20 protein-coding genes are annotated in these 21,221 nt (G+C 74.8%); 10 read left to right on the top strand and 10 right to left on the bottom strand.

Features of this window, described 5'->3' with window-relative positions:
• Together ACFP6A_RS01845 and ACFP6A_RS01840 are read right to left on the bottom strand one after the other, a co-directional pair.
• A complete protein-coding gene (locus ACFP6A_RS01845; RefSeq protein WP_379601107.1) occupies nt 1–228 on the bottom strand; it encodes a sulfurtransferase TusA family protein in 228 nt (75 codons plus the stop codon).
• 52 nt (nt 229–280) lie between these two features.
• A complete protein-coding gene (locus ACFP6A_RS01840) occupies nt 281–745 on the bottom strand; it encodes a DsrE/DsrF/DrsH-like family protein (protein ID WP_379601444.1) in 465 nt (154 codons plus the stop codon).
• A 263-nt stretch (nt 746–1,008) separates the two neighbouring features.
• Here ACFP6A_RS01840 and ACFP6A_RS01835 point away from each other — a divergent pair, with 263 nt between their 5' ends.
• The gene (locus ACFP6A_RS01835) at nt 1,009–2,145 is read left to right on the top strand and encodes an MBL fold metallo-hydrolase (RefSeq protein ID WP_379601106.1); all 1,137 of its coding nucleotides are present in this window, start codon (nt 1,009–1,011) and stop codon (nt 2,143–2,145) included.
• Nucleotides 2,146–2,289: 144 nt separating this feature from the next.
• On the opposite strand, the gene ACFP6A_RS01830 is transcribed toward ACFP6A_RS01835, so the two are convergent.
• The gene (locus tag ACFP6A_RS01830; RefSeq protein WP_379601105.1) at nt 2,290–3,849 is read right to left on the bottom strand and encodes a SulP family inorganic anion transporter; all 1,560 of its coding nucleotides are present in this window, start codon (nt 3,847–3,849) and stop codon (nt 2,290–2,292) included.
• A 152-nt stretch (nt 3,850–4,001) separates the two neighbouring features.
• Here ACFP6A_RS01830 and ACFP6A_RS01825 point away from each other — a divergent pair, with 152 nt between their 5' ends.
• The 3 genes from ACFP6A_RS01825 to ACFP6A_RS01815 all read left to right on the top strand — a co-directional run bounded on the left by ACFP6A_RS01825 (nt 4,002) and on the right by ACFP6A_RS01815 (nt 5,886).
• Nucleotides 4,002–4,337 (top strand): ArsR/SmtB family transcription factor, encoded by a 336-nt coding sequence (locus tag ACFP6A_RS01825; protein ID WP_379601103.1) that lies wholly within the window; start codon nt 4,002–4,004, stop codon nt 4,335–4,337.
• A 4-nt stretch (nt 4,338–4,341) separates the two neighbouring features.
• A complete protein-coding gene (locus ACFP6A_RS01820) occupies nt 4,342–4,830 on the top strand; it encodes an NUDIX domain-containing protein (RefSeq protein ID WP_379601102.1) in 489 nt (162 codons plus the stop codon).
• Nucleotides 4,831–4,899: 69 nt separating this feature from the next.
• Nucleotides 4,900–5,886, top strand: coding sequence for an Acg family FMN-binding oxidoreductase (locus ACFP6A_RS01815; protein ID WP_379601100.1), 987 nt, complete (start codon nt 4,900–4,902; stop codon nt 5,884–5,886).
• Here the strand turns inward: ACFP6A_RS01815 and ACFP6A_RS01810 are convergent.
• The 3 genes from ACFP6A_RS01810 to ACFP6A_RS01800 form a co-directional block, all read right to left on the bottom strand.
• Nucleotides 5,883–7,112, bottom strand: coding sequence for an acetyl-CoA hydrolase/transferase family protein (locus ACFP6A_RS01810; RefSeq protein ID WP_379601099.1), 1,230 nt, complete (start codon nt 7,110–7,112; stop codon nt 5,883–5,885). The two genes, ACFP6A_RS01815 and ACFP6A_RS01810, sit on opposite strands and share 4 nt — an antisense overlap.
• The gene (locus ACFP6A_RS01805; RefSeq protein ID WP_379601097.1) at nt 7,109–8,863 is read right to left on the bottom strand and encodes a GAF domain-containing protein; all 1,755 of its coding nucleotides are present in this window, start codon (nt 8,861–8,863) and stop codon (nt 7,109–7,111) included. Before ACFP6A_RS01805 ends, ACFP6A_RS01810 begins: the two co-directional genes overlap by 4 nt.
• 74 nt (nt 8,864–8,937) lie before the next feature.
• Nucleotides 8,938–9,870: a universal stress protein gene (locus ACFP6A_RS01800; protein WP_379601096.1), complete on the bottom strand. Its 933-nt coding sequence runs from the start codon at nt 9,868–9,870 to the stop codon at nt 8,938–8,940.
• Between the two features lie 195 nt (nt 9,871–10,065).
• On the opposite strand from ACFP6A_RS01800, the gene ACFP6A_RS01795 reads away from it, so the two are divergent.
• From ACFP6A_RS01795 to ACFP6A_RS01780, 4 genes are all read left to right on the top strand, one after another.
• Nucleotides 10,066–10,704 carry a response regulator gene (locus ACFP6A_RS01795; RefSeq protein WP_379601094.1) on the top strand — a complete coding sequence of 213 codons (639 nt, stop codon included), beginning with the start codon at nt 10,066–10,068 and terminating at the stop codon, nt 10,702–10,704.
• 121 nt (nt 10,705–10,825) lie between these two features.
• Nucleotides 10,826–11,884 carry a hypothetical protein gene (locus ACFP6A_RS01790; RefSeq protein ID WP_379601093.1) on the top strand — a complete coding sequence of 353 codons (1,059 nt, stop codon included), beginning with the start codon at nt 10,826–10,828 and terminating at the stop codon, nt 11,882–11,884.
• Nucleotides 11,881–14,598 (top strand): pyruvate, phosphate dikinase, encoded by a 2,718-nt coding sequence (gene ppdK, locus ACFP6A_RS01785; protein ID WP_379601091.1) that lies wholly within the window; start codon nt 11,881–11,883, stop codon nt 14,596–14,598. Before ACFP6A_RS01790 ends, ppdK begins: the two co-directional genes overlap by 4 nt.
• Nucleotides 14,599–14,686: 88 nt before the next feature.
• Complete coding sequence (locus ACFP6A_RS01780) at nt 14,687–15,586, top strand: universal stress protein (protein WP_379601089.1); 900 nt, start codon at nt 14,687–14,689, stop codon at nt 15,584–15,586.
• A 17-nt stretch (nt 15,587–15,603) separates the two neighbouring features.
• Here the strand turns inward: ACFP6A_RS01780 and ACFP6A_RS01775 are convergent, their stop codons facing one another.
• From ACFP6A_RS01775 to ACFP6A_RS01765, 3 genes are all read right to left on the bottom strand, one after another.
• Complete coding sequence (locus ACFP6A_RS01775) at nt 15,604–16,257, bottom strand: response regulator (protein WP_379601088.1); 654 nt, start codon at nt 16,255–16,257, stop codon at nt 15,604–15,606.
• 90 nt (nt 16,258–16,347) lie between these two features.
• Entirely contained in the window at nt 16,348–16,938 is a 591-nt protein-coding gene (locus ACFP6A_RS01770) for an HPP family protein (RefSeq protein ID WP_379601087.1), read from the bottom strand.
• A 9-nt stretch (nt 16,939–16,947) separates the two neighbouring features.
• Nucleotides 16,948–17,844, bottom strand: a complete 897-nt coding sequence (locus tag ACFP6A_RS01765; protein WP_379601085.1) for a universal stress protein — start codon at nt 17,842–17,844, stop codon at nt 16,948–16,950.
• A 229-nt stretch (nt 17,845–18,073) separates the two neighbouring features.
• On the opposite strand from ACFP6A_RS01765, the gene ACFP6A_RS01760 reads away from it, so the two are divergent.
• A complete protein-coding gene (locus ACFP6A_RS01760; RefSeq protein ID WP_379601084.1) occupies nt 18,074–19,012 on the top strand; it encodes a universal stress protein in 939 nt (312 codons plus the stop codon).
• 54 nt (nt 19,013–19,066) lie between these two features.
• Here ACFP6A_RS01760 and ACFP6A_RS01755 read toward each other — a convergent pair whose 3' ends face one another.
• Complete coding sequence (locus tag ACFP6A_RS01755; protein WP_379601082.1) at nt 19,067–19,339, bottom strand: dsRBD fold-containing protein; 273 nt, start codon at nt 19,337–19,339, stop codon at nt 19,067–19,069.
• Nucleotides 19,340–19,545: 206 nt separating this feature from the next.
• Here ACFP6A_RS01755 and ACFP6A_RS01750 point away from each other — a divergent pair, with 206 nt between their 5' ends.
• Entirely contained in the window at nt 19,546–21,099 is a 1,554-nt protein-coding gene (locus ACFP6A_RS01750) for a potassium/proton antiporter (protein ID WP_379601080.1), read from the top strand.
• The last annotated feature ends 122 nt before the right edge of the window (nt 21,100–21,221 follow it).

The following is a 21,221-nucleotide window of genomic DNA, read 5'->3' as shown; positions in this document are numbered from 1 at the left end:
CTACTTCCGCCGGATGACGTAGCGGTGGACACCGTCCGAGGTGCTCGCCTCGACGAGCTCGTTGCCGGTGTCCCGGGCCCACGACGGGATGTCGCTCTTCGAGCCGTTGTCGGTGGCCTCGATGAGCATGAGGTCTCCGGGCGCCAGGTCCTTGATGCCGCGAGAGGCCAGAAGTACCGGCATCGGGCACTTCTTTCCTTTCGCGTCGACGGTCTTGGCGAACTCCATGGTGCGGGCTCCTTCGGTTCTGGTGAGGCGGTGGTTGGACGAGGTCGTGAGATCAGATGAAGAGGTTGATGTTCGAGCGGCTCATCGCGGCCAGGGCGGTGGCGGCGCCGACGGGCTCGCCGACCCCGTCGATGAGCTGGTGCTGACGCAGGCCGAGCAGGTCCATGGTCATCTCGCACGGCCACATCTGGACGCCGAGCTCCTGGCACATCTCGACCAGCTCCTTGGGACCGGACACCTTCTGGTCCCGGGCGAGCTTGTTCATCATCCAGGGGCCGGCTCCGGCCATGTTGAGCTTGGACAGCTTCATCCGGCCGATACCCGGCGGGTTGACCCCGGCGAGGGCCTTGGTCATGGCGTTCGTCCCGGTGATCCGGACGTCGTCCCGCACGAGCGTGAACAGTCCCCAGAAGGTGAAGAAGATGGTGACGTTCATGCCGTAGGCGGCGCCGGTCGAGCCGAGGATGAGCGTCGGCCAGACCCGGTCCAGGTCGCCGCTCCAGGCGACGATGGTCATTCCCTCCCCGCCGGCGGGCGTCCCGCCATCGGCTCCGCTGTTCTCCGGGTCAGCGCTGGTGTCGGTCATCTGTACCCCTCCGGCTCTTCACACGACGTTGTGTGACCTGGAACACTAGATGCGCACGTGCGCATACCGCAAGAACCTGGAGCGGCTGGATTTCGTGGCCTCACCCGGAGCAGGCGGGCCGCACGGGCAGTGCCCGCCTCCGGCAGGTGCACGCCTCCGTCAGAGAAGGCCTTCTACGTCAAAGGGGACGATCCATGGCCGACACCATCACACCCGCCCAGCTGTTCGAGGAGATCGCCGCCGGCTCCGTGCCCGAGATCCTCGACGTCCGCAACGCCGACGAGTTCGCCGCCAGCCGCGTCGAGGGCAGCCGCCCGGTCGCCACCCGGAACGTACCGGTCTGGCGGGTGATGGAGGGGCTCGATGAGATCGCGCCCACCGTCCCCGCCGGCACCGTCGTGGTGTGCGGCCAGGGCAACGGCTCCGAGCTGGTCGCCGAGGAGCTCGAGGCGGCCGGCGTCCGAGCCCGCTCGCTGGTCGGCGGGACCGACGCGTGGCAGCGGCTGCTGGTGCCCCGGGAGATCCCAGGTCTGGGCGAGGGCCTGCGCGCCTGGCAGCTGCAGCGCCCCGCGAAGGCCTGCCTGTCCTACGTCATCGGGGTACCGGGCCAGGGCTGTGTCGTCGTCGACCCGGCGCGGGTCCCGGAGACGTACCTGGGCCTCGCCGAGGAGCACGGGATGCGGATCCGGCACGTCGTGGACACCCACGTGCACGCCGACCACGTGAGCGGCGGGCCGGCGCTGGCCGAGCAGGTCGGGGCCGAGTACCACCTGCCGCCGGAGGACGCCGGCGGCGTCGTGCCGTTCCCCAACCGTCCGCTGCACGACGGGGACGTCCTGGACCTGGGTGGTGCCACGGTGAGGACGATGACCATGCACCTGCCCGGGCACACCCCCGGCACCACCGCGCTGCTCGTCAACGACCGGTTGCTGCTCAGCGGTGACACCGTCTTCGTCCGGGGGCTCGGCCGCCCGGACCTCACCGGGCAGGCCGAGCAGCTGGCCCGCGACCTGTTCCGCAGCGTGCACGAGCGTCTCGAGCCGCTGGACCCGGACACCGTCGTCGCCCCGGCGCACTGGTCGACCGCAGAGGAGATCGGTCCCGACGGGCTGGTCACGACCACGCTGCGGGAGATCTTCACCGCCACGCTGCTCAGCGAGGCGGCCATCGAGGCGTTCGTCGAGGAGATCGTCACCTCGTTGCCAGCGGCACCGGAGACCTACGACACCATTCGCAAGGTAAACGCAGGACTCCAGCTGCCCGAGGACGAGCTCGACGTCCTCGACGTCGGCCGCAACCAGTGCGCCGCGTCGACGAGTCTGCGGGCCTGAGGCAGGCGCCGACGGCGGACGTGGACGCGTCCCGCCACCCCAGCACGAGCCGGCGGGGCTGGGGTGGCGGGACTGCATGATCACGAAGATGGGGATCGTCGACTGATCACGGGTGGGGCGTGCGGGGGTGGCGGGACTGCATGATCACGGGTGGGTGGAGTCCCCGCGTTCGTCGTCGGCCACGAGGTCGGCCAGACAGGAGTCGACGATCCGCCGGCTCGTCGCCGGGACGTCGCAGATCTCGACGTCCAGGCCGGCGGCGGAGGCCTCGGCGAGCGCCTCGCGCAGCGCCAGTGCCCCGCTCATGTCCACTCGTCCGAGGCGGTCGAGGTGCACCCTCATCCGCCGGGCGTCCGGGTGCTCGGCGAGCAGGCGGTTGAGCTCCTCCTGCAGGCCCGGGGCGGAGGCGAAGTAGAGCACCCCCTCGGGGCGGACCTCGAGCGTGTCGCCGGCGACCTCGATCGGCATCTCGAGCTGCAGCTCGCGCCACAGGTGCACGAGCACGGCCAGGGCGATCCCGCCGAGCACGGCGAGGTCGACCCGTGGCGCGAGAGCGAGGGTGGCGACGAAGGTCGGTACGGCGACGGTGAACTGCACGCGGGAGAAGCGCCAGAAGGCGCGGAAGGCCCCGAAGTTGATCAGCGGCAGGACCGCGTAGATCACCAGGGCGCCCAGGACGGCGGTGGGCAGCGGGGAGAGGACCTGGACGAACGGCAGGAACGACAGGACGACCAGGCCGGTGACTGCGCCGCTCCAGCTGGTCCGCGCCCCGGCCAGGCGGCCCAGCGACGTCCGGGAGAACGACCCCCCCACGGGGTAGCCGCCGCCGAAACCGGCGACGATGTTGGCCACTCCCTGCCCGACCAGCTCCCGGTCGGGGTCCCACCGGGCACGGTCCTCCGCGGCGTACCGCCGCGCGATGGCGGCCGGCTCGGCGAACCCGACCAGCGCGATGACGACGGCCGGGACGAGCAGCGCGCCCGTCGAGCCCCACGGCAGGTCGAGGTTGAGCTGCGGCAGACCGCTCGGCACGTCCCCGACCCGGCGCCCGTCGTAGCCGATCCAGCTGCTGACCGCGATCGCCGCGGCGGCGACCAGCGGGACCGCCGGGAACAGCGGGGACACCTTGCGCCCCAGGTGGATCCCGACGAGGGCCGCTGCCGCGAAGCCCACGGCGACCAGGTCCCAGTCCCCGGGGCGGCCCAGCGCCGTCAGCGCGGACCGCACCGGGCTCGGGTCCTCCGCGGAGAGCCCCAGCACCGACGGCAGCTGCGAGGACGCGATGAGCAGACCGCTGGCGACGGTGAAGCCGGCCAGCACCGGCTGGGACATGAGGTAGGCGACGGCGCCGGCACGGAGCAGCCCGAGCAGCACCCGGGCCACCCCGACGCCGAGCGCCAGCAGGCCGGCCAGCCCGACGTACTCCGGTGAACCCGGCGGGGCCAGCGGCGCCAGTGCGCCGAAGGCCAGCAACGAGGTGATCGCCACCGGACCGGTCTGCAGGTACGGCGAGGACTGCAGTGCCGCCGCGGCGATCGGTGCCAGCGCCGCGACGTACAGGCCGTGCTGCGGCGGCATGCCGGCGAGCTCGGCGTAGGCGAGCGACTGGGGGATCAGGACCAGTGCCACGGTGACCCCCGCCACGACGTCCCCGGAGGTGGGGCGGGGCACGGACCCGGTACGTCGCAGCGGAATTCGCGGCATGCTTGTCCTCCCGACTTCTCCGACCCCCTGGTGGCGGCACACCGTACCGGTCGGTGCGACCGGCGGGTCGGAGGCGGCCTAGACTGCTGTTGGACCGGCCCGTGACTCCCCCGTGCCCCTGCGACGACCGGCCCGCGACAGGAGGACGCCTCGTGGACCTTGAGACCGCGGCCCAGCTGCACGAGCTCCACGCGCGGGTGTGCAAGGCGATCGCCGACCCGAAGCGACTGATGATCATCAACGAGCTGCGGAACGGGCCGCTGAGCGTCGGGGAGCTCTCTGAGTCCCTCGGCATCGGTCAGCCCAACACCAGTCAGCACCTGGCGGTGCTGCGGGACCGTGGACTGGTCCTGGCGAACCGGGTCGGCAGCAACGTGTACTACTCGCTGCGCAGCCCCAAGGTGGTCCAGGCGGTGGACCTCCTGCGCGAGGTGCTGACCGAGGACCTCGCCGAGCGGGCGGTTCTCGGAGCAGCGGTCCCGCGCTGACCCGGTGTCCCGCCGTAGCGCCGGCCTGCTCGTCGTCCGGCGGGCGGGTGAGCGTGTCGAGCTGCTGCTCGCCCACATGGGCGGGCCCTACTGGGCGGGTCGGGACGCCGGAGCGTGGTCCGTCCCCAAGGGTGAGCCCGAGGACGGCGAGGACCTGCTGACCGCCGCCCGCCGCGAGTTCACCGAGGAGCTCGGCCTGCCGCCCCCCGAGGGTGAGCCGGTCCCGTTGGGCGAGGTCCGCCAGCGCAGCGGGAAGGTCGTGACGGTGTGGGCGGTGGCGGGCGACCTCGACCCGGCTGACGTCGTGCCCGGCACCTTCGAGCTGGAGTGGCCACCGCGGTCCGGTCACCGGGTCCGGGTGCCGGAGGTCGACCGGGTCGCCTGGTTCTCCCCGGACGACGCTCGCCGGCTGCTCGTCAGCGGCCAGGCCGTGCTCGTGGACCGGTTGCTCGAGATGCTGGGCACCGGCCCTGCCGGGCCCGCCGGGACCTAAGCCCCTCGCCCCCGGTACCGGCCCACCGCAGGATCGGTGTACCAGGTGACGACGGAGGCGGTGGCACCGATGACGACGAGGACCCCTGGAGCGCAGCTGTCCGAACAGGTCCGGGCCATGGCGGAGGCCGCCCGGCTGGCACCGTCGGTGCACAACACCCAGCCGTGGCGGCTGCGGGCCCTCGCCGACGGGCTCGCCGTCCACGAGGACGTCGACCGGGCGCTGCCCGTGCTGGACCCGCGGGGCCGGCTGCGGACGATCTCCTGCGGCGCCGCGGTGCTCAACGCCGTGGTCGCCCTCGCCGCGGCCGGCAGCACGCCGAGGGTGGAGATCCTGCCCGAGGGCCCGGACTCCACCCTGCTGGCCGTCGTCCGCGCCGGTCCGGCGCACCCGCCGTCCGTCGACGACCTCGCCGACGCCGCGGCGGTCCCGCGGCGGCGCACCCACCGGCGGGTGCACAGCCCGGAGCCGGTGGACTCCGACGTCCTGGGTGACCTGGAGCGCTCGGTGGCCCGCGAGGGGGCCCGGCTCACGGTGGTCGACCGGCCCACCCGGCGCGCGGTGGCCCGGCTGCTGGCCCGGGCGGTCCAGACGCAGGCCGCGAACGGCGAGCTCGTCGGGGAGATCGACGCGTGGATCCGGCACTGGGGGAGCGGGGAGGAGCCCGTCGACGGGATCCCCGTCGGGTCGCTGGGCACCGCTCCCTACCCCGTGGACTCCCTCGTGCAGGAGCAGACCGACACCGGCGTCGTGCGCGCGGAGGAGGTCGAGGAGGTCCTGGACACCTCCACCCTCGTGGCCATCAGCACCTCGGGTGACCGGCGACGGGACTGGCTGGTCGCCGGGATGGCCCTCGAGCGGTTGCTGCTGCGGGCGACCGGGGCGGGCCTGGTCGCCACGTTCGCCGACCAGGCAACCCAGGACCCCCGAACCCGTCAGGAGCTCGCCGAGGTGCTCGACGTGCTCGGCTTCCCGCAGGTCGTGCTGCGGCTCGGGCACCCGCTGGTGGACGTCCCGCCCACCCCGCGCCGGCCGCTGGAGGAGCTGCTCACCTAGGCCAGCCCGAGAGCGTGGGCCTCCTCCCACAGCTCGTCGCGGACCTGCGGGTGGGCGGCGTGCTCGATGAGGTTGCGCGCCTGGCCACGCTCGTCCCGGCCCCAGATCTCCGCCGTCCCCTGCTCGGTGACCACGGCGCTCGGCTGGAACGACGTCACCGGCTCGTCGACGAGCGGCACGATCGTCGAGACCAGGGCCTTGGGGTGCCACGAGCGCAGCGCCATCAGCGCCTGCCCGCCGGGCGACTGCAGCGCCCCGACGATGAAGTCCGTCTGGCCACCGAAGCCGGAGTAGATCCGGGTGGCGATCCGCGAGGCGTTGGCCTGGGCGAACAGGTCCACCTGCAGCGCGGTGTTGACGCTGGTCATCGCCGGGTTGTGGGCGATGGCCGCCGGCGCGTTGGTCCGCTCCGTGCGCAGCAGCCGCACCCGCTCGTTGCCGTCGAGCCAGCGGTACAGCTCCGCCGAGCCGAACACGAACGACGTCGTCAGCGGCGTCCCCGGGTCCAGCGCGCCGGCCGCGTCCAGGCCGAGGACGCCGTCGCTGAACATCTCCGTCCAGATCCGCAGCCCGCGGCGGTTGGTGAGGGCCGCCAGCGTCGCGTCCGGGACGGCGCCGATCCCGGTCTGCAGGGTGGCGCCGTCCCCCACCCGGGCCGCCACCCGCTCGCCGATCGCCGCGGAGGTGTCGTCGACGGGCAGCGGGGTGTGGGCCGGCAGCGGTTCGTCGACCTCGACGCCGGCGTCCACGTCGTCGAGGGGCAGCACCGCGTCCCCGTACGTCCACGGCATCTGCGGGTTCATCTGCACGAGGACGAGACCGCCACGGGCTCGTGCCGCCTCCACGGCGGCCGGCAGCACGTTGACCTCGGTGCCGAGGGAGACCGCGCCGTCCCGGGGCGTCGTCGTGTGCAGGACGACGACGTCCGGCGGCAGGGTGGTGGAGAACAGCCGGGGCACCAGCGACAGCCGGCTCGGCACGTAGCTGAGCCGGGGGTGGCGCCGCTGTGCCGGTCCCACGAACGCCGTCTCCGGGACGACGCCCTCCCGGTCGGGCAGGCCGGGCTGGCCGTTGAGCACGAACAGCCGGTACGCCGGCAGCGCCGCGTCGACGGCTCCCAGCAGGGTGGCCGGGGTGGCGAAGTTGCCGCTGGCCACGACCCGCGGCTGCTCGCCCGGGACGCGGGTCAGCAGCCCGTGGACGGCGCCGAGGTCGATCGTCTTCACCGGAGTGAGTCCTGGTGTGCCCGGGGCACCCGCCAGCGGGCGACCGTGCCGCCACCGTCGGCGGCCGTCACCTCGAACGTCCCACCGAGGGCGGCGGCACGCTCGGCGAGGTTGCCCAGCCCGCTGCGGCGCGCCGTGTGCTCGGGGATGCCCACGCCGTCGTCCCGGACGGACACCTCGATCTCGCTGCCGACCCGGACGCGGACCTCCGTCCGTCGCGCTGCGGCGTGCCGGGCGACGTTCGTCAGCGTCTCGCGCAGCACGGCGAGCAGCTCGTCGCCGACGTCGGCCGGGACCGTGGACAGCGGGCCCTCGATCCGCAGCCGGGGAGCAAAGCCCAGAGCGTCGGCCGCGTCGGCGACGACGCCCTCGACCTCCTGACGCAGCCCGTCGACGACGTTGCGCGACCGCAGCTGGAAGATCGTGCGCCGCACGTCCTTGATGGTCTCGTCGAGGTCGTCGACGACCCGCTCCAGCCGTTCGGACAGCTCCGGGGGCACCGCGGCGCGGGCAGCGGTCTGCACCGACAGCCCGACGGCGAACAACCGCTGGATGACGTGGTCGTGCAGGTCGCGCGCGATGCGGTCGCGGTCCTCCAGCACGGCGAGCCGGGCCCGGTCCTGGTGCGCCGCCGCCACCTCGATGGCCAGCGCGACCTGCTCGGCGAAGGAGCGCACGAGGCCGAGCTCGTCGTCCGGCAGGTCACCGGTCCGCCGTCCGGCGAGGACGAGCGCGCCGATCCGCTGCTCCCCGGCCCACATCGGCACGCTCACCGCGCCGCCCACGTCCCCGACCGCCGGGCCCAGCGCCCCGGTCAGCGCGGAGGCGTCGATCTCGACGGGGGAGCGGTCCTGGCGGTCCCAGTCCAGCGCGGTCGCCGGCAGCGTCTCCGGGAGGCTCCCGGCAGCGACGCCGGCGGCCGCGGCCAGCTCAAGCTCGGCCTGGTCGACCGGCACGTCCCCGCCCCCACCCTGCCCCTCCCGCCTGGCCAGCACGACGAGCACGACGTCGGTGCCCCCGGCCTCCCTCGCCGACTCGGCCACCCGGCGCAGCCCGTGGGCGACGTCGTGGCCGCCGGTGAGCGCCTGGGTGGAGTCGGCGGCGGCCTGCAGCCACTGCTCGCGCTGCCGGCTGCCCTCGTAGAGCCGGGCGTTCTCCACCGCCACCCCGGCGGCGGCGGCGAGCGCGACCACGAGCTCCTCGTCCTCGACCGTGAAGTCGCAGACCCGGCCCTCGTCGTCGAGCTTCTCGGTCAGGTAGAGGTTCCCGAACACCTCCTCGTGGGTGCGGACCGGCACCCCGAGGAACCCGTGCATCGGTGGGTGGTGCTCGGGGAACCCGACCGACCGGTGGTGCTCGGCGATGTCCCTCAGCCGCAGCGGCCGCGGGTCCTCGATGAGCAGCCCGAGGACGCCGCGTCCGGTGGGCAGGTGCCCGATGCGGGCGTGGGTCTGCGCGTCGATGCCGTGCGTGACGAACTCCACCAGCCGGGTGCCGTCCTGGGACAGCACGCCCAGCGCGCCGTAGCGGGCACCGGAGAGCAGGCAGGCCGTGCTGACGATCCGCTCGAGCACCGCGGCCAGGTCGAGCTCGGAGGACACGGCGACGACCGCGTCGAGCAGGGCGCTCATCCGCTCCTGCGAGCGTCGGACGGCGCCGGCGCGCTCGCGCAGCTCGGCGAGCAGGTCGTCGAGGTCGAAACGGGACAGTCCCGGCACGAGACCTGGGTCCCGTCCGGTCCTGGGCTCCACGGCGCCCGATGCTAGTCCTGCGCGACCACCGGGCGGGCGGTCCCGGTCAGGTCCGGTCAGCACGGCCGGTCCGGTCAGGCGGTGGCGGCCAGGACCGTCGGGCTCCCACCCGCGTCACCGGACGTGGTCGCCCCCCGGACGACGAGCACCGGGCAGGACGCGTGGTGCAGCACCTCCCGGCTCACCGAGCCGAGCAGCATCGCCTCGATCCCCCCGAGTCCGCGGGTCCCGACGACGACGAGTCGGGCGCCGCGGGAGTGCCGCAGCAGCGCCTCCACCGGGTGGGTCTGGGTCAGCACCTGCTCCAGGTGCAGGCCCGGGTGCTCGAGCGGGACCCTGGCGACCGCCTCGGACAGCAGGGCCTGGGCCCGGGTGATCTCGGGGTCCTCGGGTCCGGAGACGAACCCGAGGGCGTCGGTCACCGGGGACAGGGCCATGACGGCGCGCAGCGTCGCCCCCTCCCGCTCGGCGAGCCGGGCGGCGCACGCCACCGCGACGGCGGACGCCGGGGAGCCGTCGACGCCGACGACGACGGGCCCGCGCGAGCGCATCCGCGGGCCACGGACGACGAGCACCGGGCAGCGGGCGTGGGCCGCGACCGCCGTGCTCGTCGACCCGAGCAGCATCCGGGCGACCGGGCGGTGCCCGTGGCTGCCGACGACGAGCAGGTCCTGCGGCTCCGTGCGCGCCAGCAGGACCGCCGAGGGGGAGCCTGGCTCCACCAGGCTGGTGACCCGGTTCTCACCGAGGACGGCGGCCGCCCGGTCGAGGGCACGGGTCACGGCCTCCACGCTGGCGCGGCGGTAGGCGGTCTCGGACGCCGGTGCCCGGTCGGGCGTCTCCACCGCGCTGAGCACGTGCAGGGGCGCGCCGGTCTCGCGCGCCTGCTCGATGCCCGCGGCGAGCGCCTCGTCGGCCGAGGAGGACCCGTCGTAGCCCACCACCACCCGGGTCGGTCGGTCGGCCGTCCCGGTGCGTCCGCCCGTCCGGTCCTCGGTCCTGGGCACCACACCACCTCCTGCTGGGACGACCGGGGCGCCGGTCGTCGGCTCCGGCGTCCGCGCCGCCACCTGCCGTGCCGGCCGGCGTTGTGCCGATACTGCGCCGAGCGGTGCCGTCCAGGACACACCCGAAGGACCCCCGCCCGGAGGACCTTCGTCCCGCCGGGCCGAACAGGGGCGAGCACGGCGTAGCATCGACGGGTGGCGAAGATCAAGGTGTACCTCGTCGACGACCACGAGGTCGTCCGCCGAGGTCTCAAGGACCTGCTCGAGCTGTCCGGTGACATCGAGGTCGTGGGGGAGTCCGGCGAGGCCGGCGAGGCCACCCGCCGGATCCCGGCGCTGCGTCCCGACGTCGCCGTCCTGGACGCCCGCCTGCCGGACGGCAGCGGTATCGACGTCTGCCGCGAGGTGCGCTCCCGCGACCCCCAGATCAAGGCGCTGATCCTCACCTCCTACGACGACGACGAGGCCCTGTTCGCGGCGATCATGGCGGGTGCGGCCGGGTACATGCTCAAGGACGTGCGGGGCTCGGACCTCATCGACGGCATCCGCCGGGTGGCCGCAGGTCAGTCGCTGCTCGACCCGGCCGTCACCGAGCAGGTGCTGCAGCGGCTGCGCAGCGGCCCGGCCGAGGACCCGCGGCTCGCCTCGCTGACCGCGCAGGAGAAGCGGATCCTGGCGCTCATCGCCGACGGGCTCAGCAACCGGCAGATCGCCGAGGAGATGTTCCTCGCCGAGAAGACGGTCAAGAACTACGTGTCCTCCCTGCTCGCGAAGCTCGGGATGGAGCGGCGGACCCAGGCCGCCGTCTTCGCCGCCAGGCTCGACCGCTCCTGACCCACCCCTTCGTGATCATGCAGTCCCGCCACCCTCGCCGGGACTTGTGACCCTCGCCGCCGCCGCCCCGGCCACCTAGCCTCGGTCCTGAGGCAGGTCCGCCGGACGACGCGGAGCGGTGGTGAGGGACGTGCCTGACGGGGCGCTCGACATCAGGCTCGCCGAGCCGGACCCGGTCGTGGTCGCGGTCGACGGCTCCCCCGAGAGCCTGCTCGCCGCGCACGAGGGCGCGCTCGAGGCCCTGCTGCGCGGGGCCCCGCTGCGCATCGTCGGCGTCGATACCCCGGTGGACACCCTGTCCGACCTCACCGCGCGGCTGACCGGCCTCTACCCGGGGCTGTCCGTCGCGGCCCAGCGCACCGGCGGCCGTGCCGTCGACGTGCTGCGCCGGCTCTCCGCCGAGTCCTCCGTCCTCGTCCTCGGAGCCCCCGTCGTCACGTCCCGGACAAGCGCCCTGGCAGGTCCGGCGGTGTGCCGCGAGCTGGTGCGCACGTCCTCGTGCCCGCTGCTCGTGGCCCGGGGCGGCTCGGGCCCCGTCGACGCCGCCCCGGGGGCCGTCGTCGCCCACGCCCCCGGTCGCCTCGGTGCCGCGCTGCCGGTCCTGGACGTCGCCGTGGCTGCCGCCGTCCGGCGGCACAGTCCGCTGCGCGTCGTGCGCCCCTACCTGGCAGGCCCGGGAGAGCGGCCGGCTTCGGCACTGGCCCGGGTGCGCGGTGACACCACCCGGCTGCTCGAGGTCCTCGGCGCGGACGCCGAGCAGGCCGGAGTCCCGGTCACCACCGTGCACACCGGGGACGGCGGCCCCAGGGTGATCGCCGACCACTCCCGGGACGCCGCCCTCGTCGTCCTCGGCGGGGACGTCGCCACCGAGCACCCGTGGCTGGTCGACGAGTCGGCCCGCACGGTCTTCGTCGTCCCGCACGGCGCCCGGCACCGCCGCGAGGCATGCCTGGAGATCTACCGGCAGGCGCTGCTCGACGAGCTGGCTCGGACCGTGCCGCGCCCGGACGGCTGCACCACCCCCGCCGAGCTCGACGACGCCTGGCGGGTGGGGATGGACCTGCCGGCCGTGGGGCCGCGTGTCCCGCTCGCCTGGCGGGCCTGCCTGCAGGGAGCTGCTGAACCCGTAGCCGACGGTCCGGTCGGCCGGGTCGAGGAGAGGAGACCGTCGTGGTCATGACGACGCAAGCCGACCGTCCCGCGGACGCCGCAGGCACCACCTGGGTGCTGTCGTTCGCCGAGGGACACCGGGGTATGGCCGACCTGCTCGGCGGCAAGGGCGCGAACCTCGCCGAGATGACCCGCCTGGGACTGCCGGTCCCGCCGGGTTTCACCATCACCACTCAGGCGTGTCGCGCCTACCTGGCCGAAGGTCACGAGCCCGAGGGCCTCGCCGAGCAGGTCGAGGAGCACCTGCGCCGGGTCGAGGACGCCGCCGGCCGGCGGTTCGGTGACCCCGCCGACCCGCTGCTCGTCTCGGTCCGCTCCGGTGCCCGTTTCTCCATGCCGGGGATGATGGACACGATCCTCAACGTCGGGCTCACCGACGAGACCCTGCCCGGGCTGGCCCGGCGCGCCGGCGAGCGGTTCGCGCAGGACTGCTACCGCCGCCTGGTGCAGATGTACGGGCGAACCGTGCTCGGCGTGGACGGCCAGCTCTTCGAGGACGTGCTGGACCAGGCTCGGCAGCGCGCCGGGGTGCGTGACGACCAGGGCCTGGACGCCGCCGCGCTCGCTGACGTGGCCACCCGGTTCCGGGAGCTGCTGCGCGAGCACGCGGGCGAGGACCTGCCTCAGGACCCGCGGGAGCAGCTGACCCGGGCGGTGCGTGCCGTGTTCGAGTCGTGGAACTCCCCGCGCGCGGTCCTCTACCGCTCCCGGGAAGGCATCGACCCGAACCTCGGCACGGCGGTCAACGTCGTCGCGATGGTGTTCGGTAACACCGGCGAGCGCTCCGGCTCCGGCGTCTGCTTCACCCGTGACCCCGCCAGCGGGCACCGCGGCGCGTACGGCGACTACCTGACCAACGCCCAGGGCGAGGACGTCGTGGCCGGCATTCGGCAGCCGGTCCCGCTCGCACGGCTCGCTGACATCGACCCGCCGGCCTACGAGCAGCTCATGGGGCACCTCGCCACGCTGGAGAACCACTACCGCGACCTGTGCGACGTCGAGTTCACCATCGAGGACGGGCGGTTGTGGATCCTGCAGACCCGGGTCGGCAAGCGGACGGCGGGGGCCGCCTTCCGGATCGCCACCCAGCTCGTCGACGAGGGGGTCATCGACCTCGACGAGGCCCTGCGCCGGGTCACCGGCGAGCAGCTCACCCAGCTCCTGCACCCGCGGTTCGCCGCCGACCAGGAGCGGCGGGTGCTCGCTCGGGGCCTGCCCGCCAGCCCCGGTGCCGCGGTCGGCGAGGCGGTGCTGGACTCCGAGCGCGCCGTCGAGTGGGCCGCCCAGGGCCGGACCGTCGTCCTCGTCCGGCCGGAGACGAGTCCGGAGGACCTGCCCGGGATGGTCGCCGCCGTCGCCGTCGTCACCGCCCGCGGTGGGCTCACCTCGCACGCCGCCGTGGTCGCCCGCGGCATGGGCCGCACCTGCGTCGCCGGAGCCGAGGGGCTCCAGGTCGACCTCGAGCGCCGGGTCGTTACCGGTCCCGGTGGCCAGGTCCGCGAGGGTGACGTCATCTCGGTCGACGGCACCGCCGGCGTGGTGTCGATCGGGGAGCTGGACGTCGAGGCCAGTGTCGTCGCCGCCGCGCTGGAGGACCCCGGCGCGGCCCCCGACGACGAGCTCGTCGAGGCAGTCGTCCGGCTGCTGGCCCACGCGGACCTGCGCCGCACGACCGGAGTCCTGACCAACGCCGACACCCCCGAGGACGCGCGGCGGGCCCGCCGTCTCGGCGCGGAGGGGATCGGGCTGTGCCGCACCGAGCACATGCTGCTCGGCGAGCGTCGTCACATCGTCGAGGACATCGTCCTCGACCGGGACCGCGAGACCGCGTTCAGCCGGATGCACGACCTGCACCGTGAGGAGTTCCGCGGTGTCCTGGAGGCGATGGACGGGCTCCCGGTGGTGGTCAGGCTGCTCGACCCGCCGCTGCACGAGTTCCTGCCGGACCTCACCGAGCTGTCCGTGCACGCGGCCCTGGAGGAGGCAGCCGGCCGGGCCGACGAGGACACCGCCCGTCTGCTCGCCGGCGTCCGCCGCTGGCACGAGACCAACCCGATGCTCGGCCTGCGGGGCGTGCGCCTGGTCGCCGTCGTGCCCGAGCTGTACGCCGTCCAGGCCCGGGCCCTGGCGCACGCCACCGCGGACCTGCTGGAGAAGGGGTTCGACCCGCGTCCGGAGCTCATGGTCCCGCTCGTCGCCGAGGCGGCCGAGCTCGCTGCGGCACGCCGGGTCATCGAGCAGGCGGTCCGCGCCGTCGCCGACGAGCGTGGCACGACGGTGAGCATCCCGGTCGGCAGCATGATCGAGCTGCCCCGGGCAGCTCTGACCGCCGGCGAGGTCGCCCGGCACGCCGACTTCTTCTCCTTCGGCACCAACGACCTCACCCAGACCACGTGGGGGCTGTCCCGCGACGACGCCGAGGCCAGCTTCATGCCGGCCTACCGGGAGTCCGGGCTCGTCCCCACCGACCCGTTCGACTCGATCGACGTCGACGGTGTCGGGCGGCTGGTCCGGATCGCGGTCGCCGAGGGCCGCGCGACCCGGCCGGACCTGGGCCTGGGCATCTGCGGTGAGCACGGCGGCGACCCGGCCTCCGTCCGGTTCTTCGCCGAGGTGGGCCTGGACTACGTGTCGTGCTCGCCGCCGCGGGTACCGGCGGCCAGGCTCGAGGCCGGACGAGCGGTGGTCCTCGCCGAGGGCGCCTCGGAGGCCGACACGCGCTGACCCCCGGGCGTGGCAGGTACGCCCCGACGACCAGGGTGGGGCGGTGAGCAGGACGCGGGTGGGACCCGCGCCCAGAAGGGAGCCGGAGATGGCCACGGGACTCGTGCTCGTCGGCACTGACGGCAGCTGGCGCAGCACCGCGGTGCTCCACGTCGCGGCTCGCGAGGCCTCCCTGCGCGGCGCTGAGCTGGCGGTCGTCACGGTGATCCGTGAGGTCGCGGACCCCCGGTACAGCCTCACCGCGCTGCTGGCCGAGGAGCGGCGCGCCGCCGAGGTGGCACGCTGGCGGACGGGTGAGGCCGTGGTGCGGGTCCGCTCGCGGTACCCCGGCCTGGAGGTCACCACGCACCTCGTGCGCGACCGCGACCTCGGCTGGCCGGACGAGGCGGTCCGGCTGGGCGCGGCCGACCTGCTCGTCCTCGGGGCCCACGGGGCGCACGCCGGGCCGGTGTTCGGCCTGGGAACCGTCAGCCGGTTCCTGCTGAAGATCACCGCGTGCCCGGTCCTCGTGGTGCCTGACCGGCGGCCCGGCGCGGTGCCCCGGTGGGACGGCGGGGGGACCCGCGGTCCCGTCCTGGCTGCCGTCGGGCCCGCCGGGGGTGAAGAGGTGCTGGCCGTGGCTCGCCGGGAAGCGGCCCTGCGCGGCACCGGCGTGCACGCCGTGCGGGCGATCCGGCCCGGGGACGACGTCGAGAGGGTTCGCAGCGAGATCTCCGGCCTGGTGGCCGACGTGGACCGGTCAGCGGACGGCGTGGAGGTCGTGCTGGAGACCCCGCCCGGGACGCCGGCCGACGTCGTCCTGCACCGTGCCGCGGCCTCGGCACTCGTCGTCGTGGGGACCCGGGGGCCAGCGGCACTGGCCGGCCTGACCGCGGACTCGGTCGCCCGTACCGTGCTGGACCGCTGCCCGTGCCCGGTGCTCGTCGTGGCCCCGCGGACGGCGCGTGCGCCGCTGGGACCGTCCCGGCTCGCCGCCCCGGCGCGCTGAAGGGAAGCGGGCCCTGGTCACCGGCCGGTACCGCTGCCGATGTCGACCAGCCCAGCCCGGACGGCGTGCACGACGGCATCCAGGGCGGTGTGGACCTCGAGGCGGGCCATCGCCGAGCGGATGTGGTTGCGCACGGTGTGCTGGCTGAGGTGCAGGTCCCCGGCGATCCCGGCGACCGACCGGCCATCGGCGAGCGCCTGCAGCACCTCGACCTCGCGAGGCGACAGTGCCTGATGGGACGCCCCCTGCCGACGGGACAGGATCGCGGCCATCGCGGCCCGGGTGAAGTACGCCTCCCCACCGGCCACCGCGCGCACCGCCGTGAGCAGGTCCTCGGCGCCGGAGTCCTGGTGCAGGAAGCCCATCGCCCCGGCCTCGAGGACCGCGGCGAGCGCCTCGTCCTCCCTGGAGGCGGTCACCACGAGGACCCGGGTGCGGGGGCAGGCCCGCAGCACGCCCTGGATACCCAGCGCACCGCGGCTGTCCGGCAGCCGGTAGTCCATCAGCACGACGTCCGGCGACAGCGCGACGGCCATCGACACCGCCCGCTCGGCGGTACCCGCCTGCCCGACGACGGTCACGTCACCGGCGCCTTCGAGCAGGGCCGCCAGACCGTCGGACACCAGCTGGTGGTCCTCGGCGATCAGGACGGTGACCGGGGCACCCGTCATGCCGCGAACCCTAGCCAGCGGTCTCCGTCGCGCGTGGCGGTTTCGGCCACCCAGCCGGCCGGGTGACCCAGGGCTGGTGACGTGATCGCGTCAGACGACCCGGACGACGCCGGGGACGGTCCGGGCCAGCACCGCGGCGATCCGCTGCCGGGGTTCTCCGCCGGGGGAGAGCAGGTGGACGACCCCGTCCTCGACGTCCACCTGCCAGTCGCTGCCCTGCCCGAGCTCCTCCAGCAGCGTGAGCACGTCTCGGCGGATGTCGTCGTCCGGTCGGGCGAAGCTGCGCAGCAGGTCGCGGCGGGCGACGACGCCGACCACCCGGCCTCCCTCGACCACCGGGGCGGCCTTGATCCCGTGGTCGAGGAGCATCCGGGCCGCGTCGTCGACGTCGGCGCCGGCCCGGACCGACAGCGGCCGGGTGGACATGACGTCCCGCACCGAGCTGGCCGGCCGGTCCGTGACGGGCTCCTGCGGCGGCGGGGTGAGGTGGGCGCGCGGATCGCGCTGCGTCCGGCCGCGCAGCAGGTCGGCCTCACTGACGATGCCGACGAGGCGGCCTCCGGCGTCGACGACGGGGGCGGACGCGATGCGGTGGTGCAGCAGCAGCTCGGCGGCGTACCGGACCGTGTCGTCCTCCTGCACCGTCACGGCTGGGCTGGTCATGACCTCACGGACGAGCATGTGACTCCCTCAGCTGCGGACGACGACCACCGGGCAGGCGGACCGGTGGATCACGCCGTGGCTGACCGAGCCGAGAAGCAGCCCGGTGAAGCCGCCGCGACCCCTGGCCCCGACGACGACGAGCCCGGCGCCTGAGCTGAAGTCTGCCAGCACCCGGTCGGCGGGGCCGCCGACGACCTCCTGGCGCACCTCGAGCTCGGGGAACGAGCCGTGGACGAGGGCCTCCGAGGCGGTGGTCACGTCAGTGGCGGCCCGGCGAGCGGCCTCGCCGAGCTCGGCCCCGGGCGCCACGGACGTCCAGTACGCGGCCTCCCAGGTCTCGGCGGCAGCGGGGTGCCAGGCGGCGACGAGCACGAGCGGTGCCTGTACCTCGGTCGCCGCCGCAGCGGCGAACCGCAGGGCGGCCTCCGAGCTCGGGGAGCCGTCGACTCCCACGACCACGGGGCGGTCGGGTCCCGGCGGGGCGGTGTCCCCCCGGACGACGACGACCGGGCAGTGCGCGTGGGCCGACACGGTGAACGCCACGGAGCCGAGCAGTGCACCGGCGAGCTCGCCGTGCCCGCGGGTGCCGACCACCAGCAGGGCCGCGCCGGAGGACTCCTGGACGAGGACGCCTGAGGCGCTGCCTACCTCGGTCAGGTGCGTGACGTCGAGCCCGGGCTCGAGCTCGCGTGCCCGGGCCACGCCCTCGGCGGTGACGTCAGCGGCGATCGAGATCGCACGCTCGGGCAGGTAGGGGGAGACGCCGATCGGCCCCGGTGCCAGCCCGGGGTAGTCCGCGGCGTAGACGACGTGCAGCGTGCCGGACCGGCGCGCTGCCTCGTGGGCCGCCCAGTCCAGGGCGGCGGCGGCGTGGTCCGTGCCGTCGTAGCCGACGACCACCGAGCCCGGCGCTGCGTGCGACATGGCCACCACTCCCTCGAGGTGCCTGGCTGTCGCCTCTACCGTCCGGCGGACCCTGGCGCCACCGGAAGGGGCGAAGGTCACCCCTCCGGTCCCACCACCCCGGCGCACCTGCGTCAGGGCGGGGTGACCGGATCGCGCACGACGCCCGGGATCGCCGGTCGTGCCGGCACCTGGGCGGCGCACGATCGGTCGCAGCAGCTCAGGACGGGGAGCGACCCGGGAGGTGGACGTGCCGGAACGACGGATGGCGCCGGTCGGCGTCGTGGCGGGTTTCGACGGCTCGGTGGCAGCCGAGCGTGCGGTGGCCAGGGCGGCCGAGGAGGCGCTGCGACGCCGGACCAGGCTCGCGGTGGTGTCGGTGCTGCCCGCCGCGACCACCGAGGCGGCGGTGCTGGAGGGCATGCTGCGTGACCTCGTCGCGCAGGTCCGCCGTCGCCGCCCGGAACTCGTGGTCACCGCCCACCGGGTCCGCGGGGACCCGACGGTCTCGCCGGCCGGAGCGCTGTGCGAGCTGGCGGAGCGAGCGGTCCTGCTCGTCGTGGCGGCGAGGGGGCGGGGGCGGCAGACTGCGCCGGGAATTCTCGGGTCCACCTCGCCGCAGGGCCTGGGCACGGTCAGCCGTGCCCTGCTGGGGCGGGCGGCGTGCCCGGTGCTGCTCGTCGGGACACGGCAGCTGCCGGTGCCGGCGCAGCGTCGCGCCCTGGTCGTCGCGGCCGTCGACGACGGTGCGGCCGGCGCAGCCGTGCTGCGCGCGGCACTCGACGAGAGCTACCGCCGCGGCGCGCGGGTCCGGCTCCTGCACGCCTACGACGGCACCCGCGGGGACGGCCCGGCCCGGGCCCGTGGGCTGGTCCGGGAGACGACCCGAGCGGCCGGCGCGGACGCCGTCGGGCTGGCGACCGTCGTGACCCCTGAGGGGCCGGCGGTCGCGCTGGGCCGGCACGCCGGGGACGCCGACCTCCTCGTCGTCGCGGGGGGCTCGGCGCCACGGCGACCGGTGGTCCGGTCCTGGGCGACCCTGGCCGGGTCGGCCGTCGGGGGCCTCCCGTGCGACGTCCTCGTCGTCACCCCAGCGGCGGCCGTGCGACTGCTGCCGGTCCAGCGGGAGCAACGCTCGGTGAGTCTGCTGCCGGCACGCACGCCCGTCCCGCGGGCGAGCGTGGGCTGAGCCCGGCCCGCGGGTCAGCGCCGGGTCAGGGCGGGCCAGGGCCGGGTCAGGGGCTCAGCGCACCAGGTGGACGTCGGTGTGCTCGAGCTCCGCGATGTCCGTCGACGCGGTCTCGAGCAGCCGGTCGGCGAGGTGCCGCAGGGCACGAGCCGCTGCGAGCTCCTCACCGATCTCCGGCACCATCGGGTCCGCCGGGTTGCGGCGGGCCCTACCGTGCCCGTGCACCCGCGTGCCGGCGTGCGTGGTGAGCACCGCGTCCGCCGAGGTGCTGTCGTCGTGGTCGAACAGGTGCAGCTCGACCTTCCAGGTCTGGATCGAGGTCGACATCGGGACCTCCCGGGTCCTGCGGGGCAGGGACCGCCGGACGGCGGCCCTCGACACCCAGCACAGCGCAGCAGGGCACCGGCTCGCCAGGGTCCGATGTCACCGGGTGCGCGTGCCACGGTGACCGGGCTCGGGGGAGCCGGCGGCGGTGATCAGTAGACTCCCGGGACGGGGACCGACCGCCCCGTGCGACCGCCGGGAGGCCCACCGTGCTGACGTCGTGGTGGTCGGACCTCGTTCCCGGGCTGGGGGACCCGGCGCCGTCCGGGATCAACACGCTCGTCGCCGTCGCGGCCGTCGTCGTCATCGTGGCGACGCTCTCCGTCCGGCTCGCCCACCGGACGGGGCTGCCGACGCTGCTGCTCTACCTGGCGCTCGGGCTGGCCATCGGCGAGAGCGGTCTCGGCGTGCAGTTCTCGGACGTCGAGCTGACCCAGAACCTCGGGCTGCTGGCGCTCGCGCTGATCATCGCTGAGGGCGGACTGACCACGAGCTGGCGCACGCTGCGGCCGGCCCTGTGGCCGGCGCTGCTGCTGGCCAGCGTCGGCGTCGTCGTGTCGGTCGTCGTCGTCGGCGCGGGGGCCCACCTGCTCCTCGGGCTCGACTGGCGGACGTCCCTGCTCGTCGGGGCGGTGCTGTCGTCCACGGACGCGGCTGCGGTGTTCTCCGTGCTGCGCAACCTCCCGCTGCGTGGCCGGGTCGGCAAGGTCGTCGAGAGCGAGTCGGCGATGAACGACCCGCTCGCCGTCATCTTCGTCGCCCTGCTCGCTGAGGAGGACTGGGCGTCCGCCACCTGGTGGGCGACCGGGGGCCAGGTGGTCTACCAGCTCGTTGTCGGTGCCCTCGTCGGCCTGGCGGTCGGCCGGGGCGGCCAGTGGCTGCTGGAGCGGGCGGCCCTGCCCTCGAGCGGCCTGTACCCGGTCGCCACCCTTGCCTTCGCGCTGCTGGCCTACGCCGGCGGCGTGCTGCTGGCGGCCAGCGGGTTCGTCGCCGCCTACCTCGCCGGCCTGTGGCTCGGCAACGCCCCGCTGCCGCACCGCCGGGCCACCGTCGGGTTCGTCGAGAGCGCCGCGCTCCTGGCCCAGATGGGGCTGTTCATCCTGCTCGGGCTGCTGGCCAGCCCGCAGCGGCTGCCCGACGTCCTCGTCCCGGCCCTCGTCGTCGGGGTGCTGCTGACCTTCGTCGCCCGCCCGCTGTCGGTCCTGGTCTGCATGCTGCCGTTCCGGATGCCGTGGCGCGAGCAGGCGTTCCTGTCGTGGGCCGGGCTGCGGGGAGCCGTTCCCATCGTGCTCGCGACGATCCCCGCCACCGCCGGCGTCCCGGGCTCCCAGCAGATCTTCGACGTGGTCTTCGTCCTCGTCGTCGTCTTCACCCTCGTCCAGGCCCCGGCCCTGCCGTTCGTGGCGCGCCGGCTGCGGGTCGAGGCGGCCGGGGACGCCCAGGAGATGGAGGTGGACTCCGCGCCGCTGGACGAGCTGCGCGCCGAGCTCCTGCAGTTCACCGTCGTCCCCGGGTCGCGGCTGGCCGGCGTCTACCTCGACGAGCTGCGGCTGCCTGCCGGCGCGGTCGTCAGCCTCGTCGTGCGCCAGGGCACCCCGGTGGTCCCGGACCGCAGCACCGTGCTGCGCACCCACGACAAGGTCCTCGTCGTCGCTGACCGTGACGTCCGGGACCGCACCGAGCAGCGGCTCCGGGACGTCTCCCGCGCCGGCCGCCTCGCCCGCTGGCTCGACGAGCCCCCACCTGGACCCCCCGCCAGGTGAGGATGTGACGTCTGTGACCAGTGTTCCGCCAGGGGCCGTTGAGGTGTAGCGTGCCCGGCGGTCGGCCGGTTGAGCCGCCGAACCTGGTTCTGTCAACACGACACGCCGTACCGACGTCGTGT

It is taken from the genome of Quadrisphaera sp. GCM10027208 (assembly GCF_042658805.1).
Lineage (GTDB): Bacteria > Actinomycetota > Actinomycetes > Actinomycetales > SCSIO-59966 > SCSIO-59966.
Note: the sequence above shows the minus strand (reverse complement) of the source record. Positions and strands in the feature narration are given on the sequence as shown.